This window comes from Hyphomicrobium sp. DMF-1 (assembly GCF_027886585.1).
GTDB lineage: Bacteria > Pseudomonadota > Alphaproteobacteria > Rhizobiales > Hyphomicrobiaceae > Hyphomicrobium_C > Hyphomicrobium_C zavarzinii.
In genome coordinates this window covers 2,885,999-2,903,071 of sequence record NZ_CP115706.1, presented here as the reverse complement: position 1 = coordinate 2,903,071, position 17,073 = coordinate 2,885,999, and the positions used below count along the sequence as shown (strand labels likewise).

Below are 17,073 nucleotides of genomic sequence, written 5' to 3'. Positions count from 1 at the left end.
GAATGCGAGCGTCAAAAGTCCGTCCGTCGGCACGGATGATGGAGATCTCGAATGATCGCGCCCAACTCTGGCCCCGCGCCCGATCCCGCACCGGCATCCGCCGAGCCGCCCGCCAAAAGCAGCGGTCTCCTCCGCCGCGTCGCCGCAACAATCCTCATCGGCCTGCTATTGACGGGCATCCTCTGGTACACCGTCTTCAGCGCCGTGACGGCCGCCCTGGTCGGCACGGGCGGCACCCTGATCATCCTGGCCGGCGCCTCCGTCTCCGACACGTTCGAAGCCATCTTCGAGACGATTGCGAACATTGTGCTCGGGATTTTCGCCGCCATCGCCGCGTTTTTCGCAGCGATCTTCAGCTTTTTCGATTTCTGAGGCAGCGCAACCCGCTTACCCCTACTGCCTACTGCCTACTGCCTACTGCCTACTGCCTACTGCCTACTGCCTACTGCCTACTGCCCATCTTGACTTCCCGCCCGTTTCCGACGATTGAAGCGGCTCCATAATCTTACGCGGATCGGTATGCCGCGAGTGAGAGGAGCTGATCGATGCAAGACTCTAAGCCTGAGATTACGCTGACGTTTCCCGATGGCGCGTCCCGCAAGGTCGCCGCCGGCATCACGGGGCTCGAGGTCGCCAAGTCGATCTCGCCCTCTCTCGCAAAGCGCACGGTCGCGATGAGCCTCGACGGAGTGCTCTCGGATCTTGCCGATCCCATCAAATCGGACGCGACGATCAAGTTCGTCTCGCGCACGGACCCGGAAGCCCTGGAGCTGATCCGGCACGACACCGCGCACGTGATGGCCGAAGCGGTCCAGGCGCTGTGGCCCGGCACGCAGGTGACGATCGGCCCCGTCATCGAGAACGGCTTCTTCTACGATTTCGCCAAGCAGCAGCCTTTCGAGCCGGAAGACATTCCGAAGATCGAAAAGAAGATGGCGGAGATCATCGCGAAGAACGCGCCCTTCACGAAGGAGTTCTGGAGCCGCGAGAAGGCCAAGCAGTTCTTCCGCGACAAGGGCGAGGTGTTCAAGATCGAGCTGGTGGACGCCATTCCGGCCGGCGAGGATCTCAAGATCTACAAGCAGGGCGAATGGCTCGATCTCTGCCGTGGCCCGCACATGACGTCCACGGGCCAGATCGGCAAGGCCTTCAAGCTCATGAAGTTCGCGGGCGCCTATTGGCGCGGCGACAGCAACAACCCGCAGCTTCAGCGCATCTACGGCACGGCCTTCGCGACGGAGGACGAGCTCAAGGACTATCTGCATCGCCTCGAGGAAGCCGAGAAGCGCGATCACAGAAAGCTTGGCCGCGAGATGGATCTCTTCCATTTCCAGGAAGAGGCGCCGGGCTCCGTCTTCTGGCACCCGAAGGGCTGGACGCTGTTCCAGACGCTGATCGGATACATGCGCCGCCGCCTCGATCGCGAAGGCTATCAGGAAGTGAACTCTCCCGACATGATGGAGAAGCACTTCTGGGAGCTTTCGGGCCACTGGGAGAACTACGGCGAGAACATGTTCACGACGGTGCTGCCGGACGAGCGCGTGTTCTGCTGCAAGCCCATGAACTGCCCGGGCCACGTGCAGATCTACAAGCACGGGCTCAAGAGCTACCGCGACCTGCCCCTGAAGATCGCCGAGTTCGGCAAGGTGCACCGCTACGAGCCGTCGGGCGCGCTGCACGGCATGCTGCGCGTGCGCCACTTCACGCAGGACGACGCGCATATCTTCATCACCGAAGATCAGATCATGGAGGAGTGCCTCAAGATCAACGATCTGATGCTCTCGATTTATAACGACTTCGGCTTCGAGGACATCTTCATCAAGCTCTCGACGCGGCCTGAAAAGCGTGTCGGCGCGGATGAGCTGTGGGACAAGGCCGAGAAGGCGCTGCAGGATGTGCTCGACGAGGTGACGAAGCGCTCGAACGGACGCGTGAAGACGGCGCTGCAGCCGGGCGAGGGCGCCTTCTACGGACCGAAGCTCGAATACGTGCTGAAGGACGCCATCGGCCGCGACTGGCAGTGCGGCACGACGCAGGTGGACTTCAACCTCGCGGGCCGTCTCGGCGCGTTCTACATCGACGAGCATTCCGAGAAGAAGACGCCGGTGATGATCCACCGCGCGATGTTCGGCTCGCTGGAGCGCTTCACGGGCATCCTGATCGAGAACTTCGCCGGGCACTTCCCGCTGTGGCTCGCCCCCCTTCAGATCGTAGTCGCGCCGATCGTCTCGGATGCGAACGACTATGCGCTGGAGGTGGTCGAGAAGCTGAAGGCCGCGGGCCTGCGCGTCGAGAGCGATCTCAGGAACGAGAAGATCAACTACAAGGTCCGCGAGCACTCGCTCGCCAAGGTCCCGGTGATCCTCGTCGTCGGCAAGCGCGAGGCGGAGGAGAAGAAAGTCTCCATCCGCCGCCTGGGCTCACAGGATCAGACGGTGATGAGCTTGGACGACGCTATTGCGTCTCTCGCAACGGAAGCGACCCCGCCCGATCTGCGGTAATTTCTGTCGCAGCCGGGGAGGCTGATCATGGGTCTAATGGATCTTTGGCGATCAAACCCTGACAGTATTTCAGCATACATGATCCGTCAGATCGTCGCCATTTCAGGTGATGGTCGATTGCGCGACGACTCGCCGTGTGCTGCTGAACTTCGAACGTACCTAAGGGAGGTGTCACCCGACAAGCTTTCGGTCTACGCTTCGGAGTGTTTGAACGATGGCTTTGACGATAGCGGTTACGTCTTGCAAGACGTCGTCAATGAGATAGGGCGACGCCTCGGCTTCGAAGTTGAGAACGGTCGCTATCAGGGAAGACAGGGTGGTATCGGGTACGATGGCATTTGGCGTGCAGAACCGGACATTGCTCTCATTGTAGAAGTGAAGACGACCGATACTTATAACGTACGCCTTGATGCCGTAGCGGAATATCGTGAGAAGCTTAGAATTTCGGGATTGGTAACTTCGGCCGCGTCGACTTTATTCGTAGTCGGCCGCAAAGACACAGGGGCGCTGGAAGCTCAGATTAGAGGCTCTCGCTATGCTTGGGATACGCGGGTAGTCGGCGTGGAGAGCCTTGTTAAGCTGATGCAAATCGCCGTTAAGTCGAACGAGCGCTCAACTATCCGTCAAATAAGGGAATTGTTGCGACCATTTGAATATACGCGTGTTGATCGCATTGTGGACGTCATGTTCGATGCTGCAACCGACGTGGAGCTGGCGAAGGAAGAAGAAGTCGCCGAGGATGCAGATCATTCGGCTTCAACCGATTTTCCGAGCAAGACACCCTCAGATGATTTGGAGAGAATGCGGGTTCGCATCATGTCCGCCGTAAGCAATTGGCTTGGGACGCCTCTCGTTCAACGTCGTCGTGTGTTCTTTGAAAGTGCTGACGGTGAAGCTCGCGCTTGCGTTGCCGTCTCAAAGCGTTACGAGCGTGGCTACCAGCCATATTGGTATGCTTATCATACTGCATGGAGCGAATTCCTTAGTGGAGCAACGAGTGGGTATTTCGTTCTTGGATGCATGGACCGTAACGACGCGTTCGCATTACCGGTATCTGTGATCGATTCATTTCTACCCAAGCTTAATCAAACTATGCGTCGGGATGGCCGATCATATTGGCATGTCGTGCTGACAAGTCTTGATGATGGTTCGCTTGCCCTTTATTCTTCTCGGACTGGGGAAGCGATGCCCCTTTCTTCTTATTCAGTGCCTTTGGGGCCTTGAGCCGGTGACCTCCGGCGGCATCACGATACTGATCCCCATGGACGCGATCAGCAAGATCGAGGCGATGGTACCGCGCACGGGTTGCGCGCTCCTTCTGCCATTCCTACCAAATACACCGTATCCGGACAATTTTCGCGGCCCCCGCGACCGGCCGCATTCGCCTCAAATTGTCCCGGCCCCGTAACGTTGGCCTTAAGCCGCGTCTGCCATGGTGCTGAAAGAGGCCAGAACCGGCCCGCGGCTTGACCCCAATAGAGCCGAGCTTGAATGACAGGAGACGTCCGTATGTCGCTTACAAAGTCCGCTGCCGTTGCAACCCTCGTCGCCGTGATGGCGCTCGGCTCCAGCTTCTCCGCCGCCAACGCCCACGTCAAAAAGCGCGATGCGCGCAACCTTCTCGTCGGCGCGGCGGCCACCGCGGTCGTTCTCTCGGCCGCGAAGCAAGACTGCAAGAAGTGGAAGTATCGCTACGAGCGCACCGGCAATCCCTACTTCCTCGACCGCTACTACGGCTGCAAGTGGTAAGGGCTCTGTCGCACTTCCCGTGACACCGCTAAAGTCCCTCTTCTCGTCACGCGGGCGAGGAGAGGGGCGGCCGTTCGGGCCGCAGTCTTGAAATGGCTTACACCTATCGCAGCGATCCCGCCGTCCCGCCCTTCCATGACAGCGCGCCGCTGATCATCTTCGACGGCCACTGCGTACTCTGCTCCACCGGCGTCCAATGAATGCTGAGGCGAGACCCGGGCGGCACCACGCGCTTCGCCGCCATCCAGGATCCCATTCCCCAGGCCCTCTATCGGCACTACGGCCTCGACGCCGAGCGCTTCGACACCTTCATGGTGCTGGCCGAGGGCATGCCCTACACGCGCTGGGCCGGCACGCTCGCCGCTGCTCGCACCATGCCCGCGCCGTGGAAATGGCTCGGCGTCGCCGGGCGCATCGTGCCGGACGCGATCGGAAACCGCATCTATGATTGGGTGCAGCGCAATCGCATCGGCTGGTTCGGCGCCCGCGAGGTGTGCCTGCGGCCAGACGCTCGCCACGCCCATCGCTTCCTCTGACGCTAGCGCGCCACCGCGCGGGCAAGCCAGTCGCGCTTGCGCGGTCCCGTCCGGATGAGCGCGATGGTGAGCGCAAGAACGGCGGCGTAGGCCGCGAAGATGGCGACATCGGAAACGAAGGCGCGCCAGGCATGCTCGACGGAGAGAGCCGTGAGCCGGGGATCGCTCGCCGCGTACACGATCTGGATTTCCTGTCCCGCGCTGTAGCGCTGGGCCACCGTCCGCGACATGTGCGCGGCGCCAACGATCTCGGCATGGCCGGGAAGCTCTAGCGTGTAAGTGAGCGTTTGCCCCCGCCCGGGAATCCCGGCGAACGAGGTGTCGGCAATGCGATCAACGACGGCGGCGCCCGTCTCGCCGAAATCACGGACCTGAGTGTAGAGCGCATAGTCAGCGCGCAGCACCGACAGCGCGAAGACGATCGCAATCGGCGCCGTGAGAAGGATGAGGATGAGCTTCAGCTCTTTCATGGTCGCCTCCCGGGATATGGGAAGACCGTGGAGAAATTCAGGTCGTAGTGCTGTTCCGGCAGGGACCGGAGGTGTTCGCGAGCACCATTGACGCTCGCGCGCTTGTTGCACACGCCGGAACGCGAGACCCATCTGACGAATGCCGGGAGTCTAGCGAATGTCGCGCCCCCTGTATCCTGCGAAACAGCTTCACCCACTGTTTCGAGCGATGTTCAGAGCCATCACGCCCCACCTGCCTCTGCCCGGCCCAAGACCGGCGAGGCCTTCTCACCAAAAGGAGACTTCCTGCATGTCGTTCACTAAGAACGCCGCCGTCGCGGCCCTCGTTGTTGCGTCCGCACTCACCTCCACGATGACGGCGGCGAACGCTCACGGCAAAAAGCACTGGGGCTTCCATCACCACCACCGCTACTACGGCGGCCCCGTCATCGTGATCGGTACGCCGGACTATGGCTGCAGGCATTGGTTGAAGCGCTATCACGCGACCGGCAAGAAGTTCTTTCTGAAGAAGTACTACGCCTGCAAGTACTAATCTCCTTTCCCGGTGTCCTCCTCACGGCTGCGGCCGCGGGGAGGATGCGGGCAATGCCACGTCGTAGCGCGAAGCGAGGTCCTTCGTCCGCGCTTCCGTGAGCGTCGTCATGCAGCCGACGACGGCCACCGTGGTGCCCGTCCCGCCCGACCATTCCATCGGCACGGCCCCTTTGCAGTCCGCGTCGCGAAACGCCACCCACGCCCGCTGACTCGCGCGCATCGCTTCTTCCCAACTCGCCCGGTCGTAGGGCTTCTCGAGGTCGCTCTCGCCGATGTGCGCCAGCACCTTCTGGTAGACCGCGTTGAGCTGAGCGTCGGCTGCGTCGAAATCCTTCTGCGCGCAGAAGTTCATCTCCACGGTGCTGCTGGCGTCGTTGCAGTCGATCTTTTCCTCAGAGGCGGCCGCAACGCAGGAGAGCGGGAAGAGAAGAGGCAAGAGCAGGAGGGCAGGCATGCGCATGGGACGTCTCCGGTTGAAGTCCCCGAAATTTATCCGATGAGCGGGAGACGAACCAGGGCGGTGAGGGAGCGAATCCGCAGTTTGCGGAATGAGGTTTCTTATCGCTCGATACCGCAATCTGCGCAGGCGCGAAAAAAGCCCGGCCTCCATGTCTGGAGCCCGGGCCTGGGATGATCTTGCCGAAGACAGCCTTAGTGGTGCTTCTTCTTGCCGTGGTGATGCTTGGGGCCGTGCTTAGGGCCGTGATGATGGTGCTTCGGCGGCGCGCAGCGCTGACGGCCCCACAGGTAGGAGCGGTGCCAGCCGCGTCCGTCCACCTTGCAGGAGGAATGGATGCCGTGCACCTGGATCACATCGGAAGCGGGAGCGGCGGCGGAGCTCGCGCTACCCGCGGCGCCGAGAGAGGCGGCGGAAGCAGCCGAGGCGAGCAGCCCGAAGCAGGCAGCACCGGCGAGAATTGCCAGGGATTTTTTCATTTATCGTCTCCATTGAGTAGTCAGCACCAAACGTTATGGGTCCCTGGTTCCCCGCCGCGAAACCCACCTCGGCACTTACCCGAGATTCGTGGCAACATCCGTCATCGTGCACACTCATTGTGACGCGGCGCATAAGCTGCTAATCGCCTTCGCATCCGCAACAGAAATTCGTCAGCCCACAGTTCAGCCGTGACGCAAATCAGACATCGCGCCGTCGTCGTCGGGGCTGGTCCCGCCGGCCTCATGGCCGCCGAGACGCTGGCAAACGCAGGCGTGCCGGTTACGCTCTACGAGCGTATGCCGCGCGTGGCGCGCAAGCTGCTGCTGGCGGGACGCGGCGGTTTGAACCTCACCCACAGCGAGCCGGTCGAGAGTTTCCTCGCGCGCTATCGTGAGGCCGCCCCGCGCCTCGCCGCCGCCATCGCCGCGTTTCCGCCGCCCGCTTTGCGCGCCTGGTGTGAGGGGCTGGGACAGGAAACATTCGTCGGCACGAGCGGCCGCGTTTTTCCGCGCTCGATGAAAACTTCGCCGTTGTTGCGCGCCTGGCTCAGACGTCTCGCCGAGCAAGGCGTGGAGATCGCGCTCTCGCATCGCTGGACTGGCTGGGATGAGGCAGGGCGTTTGCTGTTCGAAACGCCGGAAGGCACAAAGGCCGTCGACGCTGCTTGCACGGTGCTCGCGCTCGGCGGGGCGAGCTGGCCGCGCCTCGGTTCCGATGCAAGCTGGGTCGCCCCCGTCACGGCGGCCGGCATCTCTGTGGCGCCGCTACAACCCACCAATTGCGGCGTGCGCATCGCCTGGTCGGAGCTCATGCGAGCGCGCTTTGCGGGAAGCCCCTTGAAGCGCATCGGCTTGACGCTGGGGACGGAGAGCGTGCGCGGCGAAGCCATCATCGCGGCCGAGGGCCTCGAAGGTGGCGCCGTCTACGCGCTTTCGGCGCCGATCCGCGACGCGATCCACGCCCATGGCAAAGCCACGCTGTCGCTCGATCTACGACCGGACGAGACGCAGGAGGAGCTTGCGAAGCGTCTTGCGAGGCCGCGCGGAAAGCAATCGCTCGCAACCTGGCTGCGCAAGGCGCTGAGCCTCGATCCCGCCGCCATCGGCTTGCTCCAGGAAACCGCCCACGCTGCAGGCACGCCGCTCGGCACGCTGCCGCCCGACGCTCTCGCCCGCCTCGTCAAGGCCGTGCCGCTCGTCGTGATGGGAATGGCGGGCATCGAGCGGGCCATCTCCACGGCGGGCGGTATCGCGTTCGATGAAGTCGATGACACCTTCATGCTGAAGGCACGCCCCGGAACGTTCGTCGCCGGCGAGATGCTCGATTGGGAAGCTCCCACCGGCGGCTATCTTCTGCAGGCATGCTTTGCAACTGGCCGCGCCGCCGCCGAAGGCGCGCTCGCGCATTTGGCGCACCAGGAAAGCCGCGACGGCTGACGCGAATAGGCGCCGTCCCCGGCTCGTCTCACGCCCCTTCGATCTCCCCGCGCAGGATTTCAAGCTCGAGCCAGCGCTCCTCCGCGGCCGCGAGCTTCTCCTGCACCTGGGCGAGCGCATCCGAAAGCTCGGTGAAAGTCTTGCGGTCGCGCGTGTACAGATCGGGCGCCTCGAGCTTGCGCGTGAGATCCACCTGCTTGGCTTCGAGCGCGGCGATCTCGCCGGGCAACGTTTCGAGTGCGTGCTTGTCCTTGAAGGAGAGGCGTTTCTTGGCCGCTTGAGGTGCGCTGTCCGTCGTTTTCTGCGGCTCTGCTGGTGCCGCTGAAACGGCAGGCTTTGCGCGCGCCTCGCGTTTCTTGAGATCCTGGCCGCGCTGGGCCAGCATGTCCTGATAGCCGCCCGCGTATTCCGTCCAGCGTCCATCGCCCTCCGGAACGATCACGCTCGTCACGACGCGATCGAGAAAGTCGCGGTCGTGGCTGATGAGGATAACCGTGCCCTTATAGTCGGCGAGCACGTCCTCCAGCACGTCGAGCGTTTCGAGGTCGAGATCGTTGGTCGGCTCGTCCAGCACGAGCAGGTTCGAGGGCGTGGCCAGCGCGCGGGCCAGCATCAGCCGCCCGCGCTCGCCGCCCGAAAGCGCGCTGATCGGCGTCCGCCGCTGCTCGGGCGCAAACAGGAAGTCCTTCATGTAGGCGATGACGTGCTTCTTCTCCCCGCCGATCGAGACCGTATCGCCCCGCCCGCGCGTGAGGGCTTCCGAAAGCGTCCAGTTGGGATCGAGGCTTTCGCGTCCCTGGTCGAGGCTCGCCATTTCGAGGCTCGCGCCGAGACGGATCTCGCCCGCGTCCGGCGGCAGGAGCCCCGTGAGCAGCGAGACCAGCGTCGTCTTGCCTGATCCATTGGGGCCGACGATGCCGAGCCTGTCGCCGCGCATCAGCCGCAACGAGAGATCGCGCACGATCACCTGATCGCCGAACGATTTCGAGATGCCCTTGGCCTCGATCACGAGCGTGCTCGAGGCGTCTGCCTCTGCAACGGAGAGCGTCGCCTTGCCTTGCACGGCGCGATAGTCACGCCGGGCCTGTCTCAGCTTCCGCAGCTCCGCCATGCGCCGCACGTTGCGCTTGCGCCGCCCGGTAACGCCCCCGTGCACCCAGTGCTCTTCCGCAACGATCTTGCGGTCGAGCTTATGCTGGCGCGTCTCCTCGTCGGCGAGCTCCTGGTCTCGCCAGGTCTCGAAGCCGCTGAACGGCAGCTCCACGCGACGCGCCTGTCCACGGTCGAGCCACACCGTCGTCCGCGACAGCTTTTCCAGGAAGCGCCGGTCGTGGCTGATGATCACGAGGGCCGCGCGCGATTGTTGCAGCCGCGTTTCGAGCCATTCGATCGCGGGCAGATCCAGGTGATTTGTGGGCTCGTCGAGCAGCAGGATCTGCGGATCGGGGGCCAGGACATGCGCAAGCGCGGCGCGCCGTGCTTCTCCCCCGGAGAGGTGCGCGGGATCTTCGTTGCCGGTGAGCCCGAGCTGCTCCAGCAGATAGCGGGCCTGGTGCGGATCGTCGCTCGCGGACAAGCCCGCTTCCACATAGGCGAGCGTCGTCGGATAAGCCGAAAGATCGGGTTCCTGCGGGAGGTAACGAACGAGGGCGCCGGGCTGCACGAAGCGTGTTCCGCGGTCCGGATCGATGATCCCGGCCGCGATCTTGAGCAGGGTCGATTTGCCGGAGCCGTTGCGGCCCACGAGGCAGATGCGCTCACCCGCGCCCACGGCGAGATCCACGCCGTTGAGCAGGCTGTTGCCGCCGAAGGTCAGGGCGATATCGGTAAGCTGGATGAGGGGAGCGGCCATGTGGGTCCGGAACTGTGAGACGCTGCGGCGTCTATACAGGGTGCGGGGGCCGAAAGGCCAGCCCGAGCGTGACGCGGGCAGGGGCGGGGGCCGCTTCCCCCTATTTCGGCTGCACCATCGCGTTGAGTGCGTCGTAGGTCGTGCGCCCGAACGCGCCGTCGAAAGAGCCGGTGTAGTAGCCGCCTTGCGCCAGCCGTTGCTGCAGCGCCTTGCGGAAGTCCCGGGTCCACGCCCGGCTGTTCTGCATCATCTGCTGGTAGGTGAACTGGTAACGCATTTCGAGCGCGTGGTAGACATAAGAGGCCGCCATCTGCGGATCGCGCGGCACGCCGAGGCCCTTGTCGTAGAGCACCGCCAGGTTGTGCACGGCGAGAAGCTGCCCGCGCTTCGCGCCCTCGGTGTACCAGGCCGCTGCCGTCGCATAGTTCTTCTCGACCCCGCGCCCCGTCGAGTACATGGTGCCGAGCGCCGCCATGCCCTCCGCATCGCCGGCATCGGCGGCTTTCTTGTACCACTGCACGGCCTGGAAGTTGTCCGCCTCGAGCCCGCCGCCGCCTTCGAACATCAGCCCCACGGCCACCATCGCAGGTGCGTAGTTGCTTTCGGCCGCCTTCTTGAACAGGTTCACCGCTTCCAAGGGATCGCGCGTCACGCCTTCGCCGTCCCGGAACATCCGCCCCAGGCGGAAGACGGCAGCCACGTTGCCGGCATCGGCCGATTTGCGGATCCAGCGCTGCGCTTCGTTCAGGTCTTTCGCCGTGCCCTGGCCCGAAGCCAGCGCATCGCCATAGAGCAGCATGCCGTTCGTGCTGCCCGCGAGCGCCGCCTTTTTGTACCAGGAAACCGCCTCCGCGCCGTCGCGCGTCACGCCGGTGCCGTTGGTGTAGAGGCGCGCCAGAAACATCATAGCCGGCGTGCTGCCACGATCCGCGAGCTGCCGCAGCGCTTGCAGGTAGTCGGTGCCGTCGTCGCCCACGCGCCAGACCGTGAGCGTCCCCTGTGAGCCCGGTTTCCGGGTCTTGATCGCTTCCACGAACGCGGTCGTGTCGGTGACGGGCGTGCCGTCGAGTGCCGTCACGAAGTCGCCGAAGCGAAGGCCCGCCTCTGCGGCTGGCGCCCCGGGTGTGGTGTCGACGACGAACACGCCGCGCTCTTGCGAGAGCCCGAGCGCCGCCGAGGTCGCGGGATCGCTGACGCCGTCGAGGCGCACTCCGACGTAGGATGCGGACGCATTGCCCGGCGCGGGCTGGAACGCGATCGGCAACTGGAGCGACTGTCCGTTGAGACGGAGGTTGTCACCGGGAACAGCGCCGCCGCCGCTCGGTGGGACAGGAAGATCAGGCTGTGAGGGGGGCTGCTGAACGGCGGAGCCGCCTGCTCCGGGAGGCAGCAGCCGGATGATGTCGCGGTCGTCATCGGCGACGCGGATGAAGCCGCGTGTCGTCGACGTGCCGGGTGCGCGGGCGTCGAGCGCCGGAGCGGCTGACGCAGGAAGCCCCGTCGATGAGAGCAGCCAGACGGCTCCCGCCAGCCCCCGGATGCAACGTCCACTCATCGCAAGCCCCGCAAAAATCATATCGCCTTATGTCTACAACTGGCCATTCTGCGGGGCAACATGAGCCATGGAGAGGCGATCGGAAGCCGCGTGGGTGGTTCCTGTCAAGCGGAAGCGGGCTTCCACTCGCCGGGCGCCGTCTGGCAGAAGATCGCCGTGTTGGCGTTCTTCTCGTCCGGCTTTTCCTGGCCCTTCTTCTTGCGCAGCTCGAGCTCGGTGGTGACTTTGCGGCACTGGGTATCCGGCGGGATCTCGCTGATCCGCACCACCTCCTCGTCGACGACCGGCTTGGCGGCGGGAGCCTTGGCATCAACCGGCGCTGCCTTGCCGTCCGCAGGCGGCGGCGCGGTCTGCGGGCCGGCATCAGAAACCGTCTTCGAGCCGTCGGAGGCGAGGCCGGCTTGCGCCGGTGCGCCCTTGCCGTCGGGCGTGACGACCTTGTCGGCCACCACCAGGATCGCGGGATCGTTCTTGAGGTCGGAGGCCTTCTGCATGGGCTCCGCGACGATCGTCACCTGACGCTTGCCATCCTTGGACGTATAGGTATCGGAAACGCGCTGTTCGGGATCCTTGGCGACGACCACCTTCGCGCGCCTCGCGACCTCGCGCCGCTCAGGCTTGGTGAGGTGGTTGAAGATCACGGCGCCGACTGCGACGGCCGCCACCACGCCGAATGCCGAGCGGAACGGGCCGCCGAACACCACGAGAGGCACCACTACGCCGGGAACCGGAAGAATGCGGGCGGGTGCGCGCACGACTTTCTTGAACACCCTGCGAATGCCGAATTGAGCGGAGGCAGGAGGCGGCAGGCTGGTAATCACCATGGTGGCCGCAAGAAAGGCACAAAATACGCGGGCGAGCATGTCTCGTCTCCCTGGTGTGCTTCGGAAAGCATGGCACCGCTTGCCGGTCTCGAAGCACGGTCGAATGAAACCCCGGTGTTTGGAAATTTCCAAAAGGGAAAAACGAAAACACCGCTCTCAGGCAATTCCGGCCAAGCTAGCACCAGCCAGCCGTCGAAAATGCGACAAACAAAAGGCTCGAGGCGTCCGTCGGGGTAAAAAATGGATGGCCGCCGCGGCCGTGGATCTGGCGCAAGATTATCCGAACAGCGCCTATTCCGGGAGTGGGAATTTGCCGAAGAGTTTAATGCGCAAAACGAAGGCTGCTCGGCTTTCCGCTGTAGCGCCAACCTCCGGCCGTGCGGCCAATAACGACTGGATGCCATGCTGCGGTTGCGGTAGGACTTACGCCCGAGGGTCATTATCCGCCGAGCAGGTCATGCCGTTTCAGAACCGAAGGACGGTCTGTGGGCTTTTCCTACGCCCCATCGTTCTTTTGGCCGGCATCCTCGTTGCGGCCGTCATCGCGCCGCCCGCATCGCGCGCCTTCGATACGAGCCGCGTTGAGCCCAGCGTCTACAAGATTTACACCTTCATTCCCGAGAAGAATAACCAGTTCAGCATTTCCTCCGGCTCCGGCTTTCTGATATCCGGCCGGCGCTACGTGGTGACCAATTTCCATGTCGTGGAGGGCGGCGCCCGTTTCTACATCGCCTTCCGCGATGGGCGCGAAGCCAAGCTCGTCGAGGCGAAGCGTGCAGACAGCCGCCCCAATGTGGATCTCGCTTTGCTCGAAGCGCGCGAGGATCTGCCCGGCGAACCGTTGAAACTCGGTGAGTACGAGCCGGAGAAACTGGCCGAGGTCATCGCCATCGGCTTTCCGGGCGCTGCCAACCTCAACAAGGAGCTGGTGCCGGGACCGGATGCGCGCGGCGTGCCTTTGACGGATCTGGACTCGACCGTCACGACGGGCGTTGTCTCGCGCATGACCTTCACCAACCTCAAGGTCAGCGACACGCAGATCCTGAGCGCCCGCACGGTTCAGCACAACTCAGCAATCAACCCCGGCAACAGCGGCGGTCCGCTGTTCGACGCATGCGGCCTCGTCGTGGGCGTGAACACGCTCCAGGGCTTGAACTCGCAAGGCCTCTTCTTCTCGATCCACGCAGCCGAGGTGGGACGGTTCCTGAGCGAAGGGCAAATCTCCTACGCCTCCACCAGCCGTCCATGCGTCACCGGCATCGGCGGAAACCTGCTGTCGATCGCGGTCGGCCTCACGTCTGCGCTCGCAGCCGCCGCGCTCGCCTTTGCCGTCTACAAGCGCGGGACGCCCGCAGCGTTCGGCGGAGTTCAAAAAGCGCTCGCGCGTCTGCCGTTTCCGGCGATCATCGGCGGCGGCCAGAAAAAGCGCGGCGTGCGGCTCCTCCCCGGCCGCGGCGAGGCGTCGGGACTGCTCGTGCTGCAACCCAAGCAAGGCGGGCAGACCATCCGCCTCGACGAAACGGGCCGTGCCGTCACCATCGGCCGTGGTCCTGGCGTCGATGTGACGGTTGCGAGCGACACGGTCTCGAAGGTTCACGCGCGCCTCGCTTACGACCGCAAGGCGCAACGCGTGCGCATCACCGATCTCAACTCCTCGAACGGGACACTTCTCGATGGCGCCCGCATCAGGGAAGCGGAAGCATCCGCGGGGGCGGTCGTGCGCTTCGGAACCGAGGACTACGCAGTGGTGCTCGAGAAGATTGCAGAGCCTGCTGCCCAAGTTTCCGGAGACGGAGGAGCAGGCTGGATGCTGTCGGGGTTCGAACCGTCCGGACGGGCGCTTCAGTTCGAATTGCGGCCCGCTAAGGACCGCAGCTCCGGCCGCGATCTCCCCGCCACCTGGACCTTCGGACGCGATCCGAGCCGTGCCAATTTCGTGATCGACGACAGCAGCGTTTCGTCGCTGCACGCCCAGCTCATGTACAATCCCGGCGAAGCGCTCATGCTGCGCGACATGGGATCGATGAACGGAACGCGGCTCGATGGGGAAAGCATCGGCAAGCGCACGGTGACGCTACGCGACACAGGCCAGGAGATCACCTTCGGCCTCGCGAGCTTGCGGCTCTCGCGCCTGACGGACTGAAGGGAGACGGACTGAAAGGAAAAGCCTTACGACGTGGCCTTGCCGCGCGATACGATCGCATTGAGCGTATCGGTCAGCTTACGCCGCGCGCCGACAGGCAACGCATCGAGGGCGCGCTTGAGCGCGGTCCGGAACAGCCCGAGGTAGAGAGCCGAATAGGCCCGTCCCGTCAGCGAGAGCGGAACTGCCCAGTCGCGCACGACGACGCTGTCATCGGCCCATTCGAGCTTGTAGCCGTCGCCCGGTGCCAGAAGATCGAACACGGCGAGCCCATCCTCCAAAGCCCGCCGGATGCTGTCTTCCATCAACAGCGAGCCCGCAGCCGTCTTCTCGAATTCGAGGTCGTAGGCGATGATGTGAATGGCGGAGCGGCCCTTGCACCGCACGCCGATCTCGAACGCGACCGGATGCCCGCCGGAGTTGAGCGTGAGCACATGGCAGCCCGCCGGGCGCACGTCGGCCCGCGCGGCGTCTGCGAAGAAGCGGGCGGTCCTGGGGTCTGCGAGGGCCGGTGAAACGAGCCCGCGCTGGCTGAGCCAGAGTTGCTTCAGGCGGAACGCTTCGGCCGTCAGCGCCTCAGCTTCCGTGCCCGATGTGTACCATTGCAGCTCCGTCGCGCCGCGCTCTTCGAGCCTCCGCCGCTGGCGCTTGCGGTTGCGCCGCGCGCCGCTCGAATAGCGCTTCTCGTATTCGGCAAATGACGGTGCGCTCTTGAGATCGAGAAACGGCGCTCGAAGCTCGGTGACGATCGTGGCGCCGATTTCCTCGAGCAGCGGCGCGATCGTCGAATCCTGGCGCACTTTGCGCAATTGAAACACGCTCGCGCGGGTTTCGCGCACAACGAAAGCCCAAGCAGCCTTGAGCAGCGCGGCCTTGTCCGGAAGATCGTCGATCAGCACATCGCCGTACTGGCTGACTGGCTCGCCCATCCACGAGAGCCGCGTGATCGGTCCGATCCTCTCGTACACGAGCGGCCAAACCATCACGAGGTGGCCGTCTATATGAGCGGTGACGATCGCGAGCTTGAGCCCGCGTTCCCCGGACTTCGGCAGGAAATGATTGGCCCAGTGCCAAAGCCAGTTGAAAGTCTGAAAGAGATGGGTGTCGCGCCCTGCGCGGTGGAACAGCGCATTCCAGGGAAGCTCCAGCGCGTCGAAGCCTGCGCGGGTCGTGATGAGCTCGAGCTTTGCCTGGTTCGCGCTGGATTGCACGGTGACGACGGAGCGAGGGGGCGAAAGGGGAATGCTCGGGGCTTCTCCCGGCAGGTCATGGCTTTGGCGCGCGGAGAGGGGCGCAGCGGCTGGCATGGACAACAAATCCTTTACGCAACACAAAGCGCCGTCCCGAAATGGGTACGTCGCTGGATCGGCAGAAAGGATTGCACAAAAAGAATAATGCTTTGGTTAGAAGCGCCGCGGCCGGGCGCCTGACAGTCCCTGATCGTTTCACCGTAAAACTAGGCGTGCGCGATCTCGACGAGGGCGAGAACGAACAGCAGAACGACCAGCGCTCCAAGCGCAAAGGCGCCCCGCCGCGTCTGCGCGCCTCCCCCGAAGAGAGCGGCAAGGGCAATCACGCCCGCGCTGACCACGTTGATGACGATCAGCCCCGCAAGACCGAGCCCTCGCGATCCTTCCCAAGCGCCCTCGATGAACGTCGCCCCCGCAAGTCCGATCAGGACCGCGCCGAGCAGACGCGGCCAGAAGCTGCTGGCCGCGGCGGGGAGCCCAAGGACTTTGATCGACGTGAGGGGAAACAGCACCAGCGCTGTTCCGCCGGCGAGCTTGAGAAGTGTTTCGAGCCAGAGAAGCTGGTGCACAGGAGACCCATACGAAGCACAGGGGAAGGTTGGCCGCGCACGTCGCTGGGCTTCAAACCCTCAACAAGGGAAACACGGCCGGGAAGGGCCTACTTGCCGGCTTTCGAGGCCTGCTTCTCCCACCAGTCGCCCGAGCCGAAATTGTCGTCCGCCGAGCTCGAGGCGCCGTCGAACCAGCCGCTGAAAAAGCCGTCCTCGTTCTTCTTCTGCGCAATCTCGCGCTTGGGCTCATAGTCGCCGCCGAGAAGGCGGGCGAGGTCGGTCTTGATGACTTGCGTCTTTCGCTCGGAGCAGTAGTCGGCCTCACCGGCAGCGGCCTTGCTCACGCCGTTGTAGGCGACATCGTAGACCTTCTCGATGCGGGCGACCGCGTCGGGCGCCGCGCCAAGGCTCATCTCGTAGGCCATGTAGTTGGCCTTGAGCTTGGCCACGTCGAAATTATAGCCACACTTCACCGCGCGCGCGGAGACGCTGCCCACCTGGAACGCGCGAGACGTGGGATCGGTGGAGGGAACTGGCGCAACGGCTGGCGCGGCGCCAGGCTGCCCGGCCACGGGCGTGGCACCTGCCGCTGGCGGTGTCGGAGCGTTTCCGAGGATCGACGCCGTCGATAGGCCACTACCCGACGAGCAGCCCGAAAGGGCTGCGGCCAGCATCGAAATGGCCACCATCGGACCGGAAAGTGCAGCGCGGTGCATGGGATCCCTCCAAGCCGCC

The 17,073-nt window shown here is 64.0% G+C and carries 17 protein-coding genes; 8 read left to right on the top strand and 9 right to left on the bottom strand.

Features of this window, described 5'->3' with window-relative positions; all coding sequences use genetic code 11:
- Positions 1-51: 51 nt before the first annotated feature.
- From PE058_RS13285 to PE058_RS13265, 5 genes are all read left to right on the top strand, one after another.
- The gene (locus tag PE058_RS13285; protein WP_020086451.1) at positions 52-372 is read left to right on the top strand and encodes a hypothetical protein; all 321 of its coding nucleotides are present in this window, start codon (positions 52-54) and stop codon (positions 370-372) included.
- Between the two features lie 173 nt (positions 373-545).
- Positions 546-2,501, top strand: a complete 1,956-nt coding sequence (gene thrS / locus PE058_RS13280; RefSeq protein ID WP_271028614.1) for a threonine--tRNA ligase — start codon at positions 546-548, stop codon at positions 2,499-2,501.
- 27 nt (positions 2,502-2,528) lie between these two features.
- Positions 2,529-3,725: a hypothetical protein gene (locus PE058_RS13275; RefSeq protein WP_271028613.1), complete on the top strand. Its 1,197-nt coding sequence runs from the start codon at positions 2,529-2,531 to the stop codon at positions 3,723-3,725.
- A 285-nt stretch (positions 3,726-4,010) separates the two neighbouring features.
- Positions 4,011-4,250 carry a hypothetical protein gene (locus PE058_RS13270; RefSeq protein ID WP_271028612.1) on the top strand — a complete coding sequence of 80 codons (240 nt, stop codon included), beginning with the start codon at positions 4,011-4,013 and terminating at the stop codon, positions 4,248-4,250.
- 200 nt (positions 4,251-4,450) lie between these two features.
- Complete coding sequence (locus PE058_RS13265) at positions 4,451-4,786, top strand: thiol-disulfide oxidoreductase DCC family protein (protein WP_271028611.1); 336 nt, start codon at positions 4,451-4,453, stop codon at positions 4,784-4,786.
- A gap of 2 nt (positions 4,787-4,788) precedes the next feature.
- Here PE058_RS13265 and PE058_RS13260 read toward each other — a convergent pair whose 3' ends face one another.
- A complete protein-coding gene (locus tag PE058_RS13260; protein WP_271028610.1) occupies positions 4,789-5,256 on the bottom strand; it encodes a hypothetical protein in 468 nt (155 codons plus the stop codon).
- A 289-nt stretch (positions 5,257-5,545) separates the two neighbouring features.
- On the opposite strand from PE058_RS13260, the gene PE058_RS13255 reads away from it, so the two are divergent.
- Complete coding sequence (locus PE058_RS13255; RefSeq protein WP_271028609.1) at positions 5,546-5,788, top strand: hypothetical protein; 243 nt, start codon at positions 5,546-5,548, stop codon at positions 5,786-5,788.
- 21 nt (positions 5,789-5,809) lie between these two features.
- Here the strand turns inward: PE058_RS13255 and PE058_RS13250 are convergent, their stop codons facing one another.
- Positions 5,810-6,250, bottom strand: a complete 441-nt coding sequence (locus tag PE058_RS13250) for a lysozyme inhibitor LprI family protein (RefSeq protein ID WP_271028608.1) — start codon at positions 6,248-6,250, stop codon at positions 5,810-5,812.
- Between the two features lie 191 nt (positions 6,251-6,441).
- Positions 6,442-6,726 carry a hypothetical protein gene (locus PE058_RS13245; RefSeq protein ID WP_020086460.1) on the bottom strand — a complete coding sequence of 95 codons (285 nt, stop codon included), beginning with the start codon at positions 6,724-6,726 and terminating at the stop codon, positions 6,442-6,444.
- Between the two features lie 189 nt (positions 6,727-6,915).
- Between PE058_RS13245 and PE058_RS13240 the strand changes: the two genes are divergently transcribed.
- Entirely contained in the window at positions 6,916-8,163 is a 1,248-nt protein-coding gene (locus PE058_RS13240; RefSeq protein ID WP_271028607.1) for a TIGR03862 family flavoprotein, read from the top strand.
- A 28-nt stretch (positions 8,164-8,191) separates the two neighbouring features.
- Here PE058_RS13240 and PE058_RS13235 read toward each other — a convergent pair whose 3' ends face one another.
- The 3 genes from PE058_RS13235 to PE058_RS13225 form a co-directional block, all read right to left on the bottom strand.
- A complete protein-coding gene (locus PE058_RS13235) occupies positions 8,192-10,015 on the bottom strand; it encodes an ABC-F family ATP-binding cassette domain-containing protein (protein WP_271028606.1) in 1,824 nt (607 codons plus the stop codon).
- 100 nt (positions 10,016-10,115) lie between these two features.
- Positions 10,116-11,570 carry a PDZ domain-containing protein gene (locus tag PE058_RS13230; RefSeq protein ID WP_271028605.1) on the bottom strand — a complete coding sequence of 485 codons (1,455 nt, stop codon included), beginning with the start codon at positions 11,568-11,570 and terminating at the stop codon, positions 10,116-10,118.
- Positions 11,571-11,674: 104 nt separating this feature from the next.
- Complete coding sequence (locus tag PE058_RS13225) at positions 11,675-12,433, bottom strand: hypothetical protein (protein ID WP_271028604.1); 759 nt, start codon at positions 12,431-12,433, stop codon at positions 11,675-11,677.
- Positions 12,434-12,851: 418 nt separating this feature from the next.
- Between PE058_RS13225 and PE058_RS13220 the strand changes: the two genes are divergently transcribed.
- Positions 12,852-14,537, top strand: a complete 1,686-nt coding sequence (locus tag PE058_RS13220; protein ID WP_271028603.1) for an FHA domain-containing protein — start codon at positions 12,852-12,854, stop codon at positions 14,535-14,537.
- Positions 14,538-14,563: 26 nt separating this feature from the next.
- Here PE058_RS13220 and PE058_RS13215 read toward each other — a convergent pair whose 3' ends face one another.
- The 3 genes from PE058_RS13215 to PE058_RS13205 form a co-directional block, all read right to left on the bottom strand.
- A complete protein-coding gene (locus PE058_RS13215) occupies positions 14,564-15,844 on the bottom strand; it encodes a GNAT family N-acetyltransferase (RefSeq protein ID WP_271028602.1) in 1,281 nt (426 codons plus the stop codon).
- A 149-nt stretch (positions 15,845-15,993) separates the two neighbouring features.
- Complete coding sequence (locus tag PE058_RS13210; protein WP_020086467.1) at positions 15,994-16,356, bottom strand: hypothetical protein; 363 nt, start codon at positions 16,354-16,356, stop codon at positions 15,994-15,996.
- 89 nt (positions 16,357-16,445) lie between these two features.
- A complete protein-coding gene (locus PE058_RS13205) occupies positions 16,446-17,054 on the bottom strand; it encodes a hypothetical protein (RefSeq protein WP_271028601.1) in 609 nt (202 codons plus the stop codon).
- Positions 17,055-17,073 lie beyond the last annotated feature (19 nt).

Coding starts and splice junctions, on each gene's coding strand:
- PE058_RS13285 (WP_020086451.1), top strand. CDS start 52: ATGATCGCGCCCAACTCTGGCCCCGCGCCCGATCCCGCACCGGCATCC.
- thrS (WP_271028614.1), top strand. CDS start 546: ATGCAAGACTCTAAGCCTGAGATTACGCTGACGTTTCCCGATGGCGCG.
- PE058_RS13275 (WP_271028613.1), top strand. CDS start 2,529: ATGGGTCTAATGGATCTTTGGCGATCAAACCCTGACAGTATTTCAGCA.
- PE058_RS13270 (WP_271028612.1), top strand. CDS start 4,011: ATGTCGCTTACAAAGTCCGCTGCCGTTGCAACCCTCGTCGCCGTGATG.
- PE058_RS13265 (WP_271028611.1), top strand. CDS start 4,451: ATGCTGAGGCGAGACCCGGGCGGCACCACGCGCTTCGCCGCCATCCAG.
- PE058_RS13260 (WP_271028610.1), bottom strand. CDS start 5,256: ATGAAAGAGCTGAAGCTCATCCTCATCCTTCTCACGGCGCCGATTGCG.
- PE058_RS13255 (WP_271028609.1), top strand. CDS start 5,546: ATGTCGTTCACTAAGAACGCCGCCGTCGCGGCCCTCGTTGTTGCGTCC.
- PE058_RS13250 (WP_271028608.1), bottom strand. CDS start 6,250: ATGCGCATGCCTGCCCTCCTGCTCTTGCCTCTTCTCTTCCCGCTCTCC.
- PE058_RS13245 (WP_020086460.1), bottom strand. CDS start 6,726: ATGAAAAAATCCCTGGCAATTCTCGCCGGTGCTGCCTGCTTCGGGCTG.
- PE058_RS13235 (WP_271028606.1), bottom strand. CDS start 10,015: ATGGCCGCTCCCCTCATCCAGCTTACCGATATCGCCCTGACCTTCGGC.
- PE058_RS13230 (WP_271028605.1), bottom strand. CDS start 11,570: ATGAGTGGACGTTGCATCCGGGGGCTGGCGGGAGCCGTCTGGCTGCTC.
- PE058_RS13225 (WP_271028604.1), bottom strand. CDS start 12,433: ATGCTCGCCCGCGTATTTTGTGCCTTTCTTGCGGCCACCATGGTGATT.
- PE058_RS13220 (WP_271028603.1), top strand. CDS start 12,852: ATGCCGTTTCAGAACCGAAGGACGGTCTGTGGGCTTTTCCTACGCCCC.
- PE058_RS13215 (WP_271028602.1), bottom strand. CDS start 15,844: ATGCCAGCCGCTGCGCCCCTCTCCGCGCGCCAAAGCCATGACCTGCCG.
- PE058_RS13205 (WP_271028601.1), bottom strand. CDS start 17,054: ATGCACCGCGCTGCACTTTCCGGTCCGATGGTGGCCATTTCGATGCTG.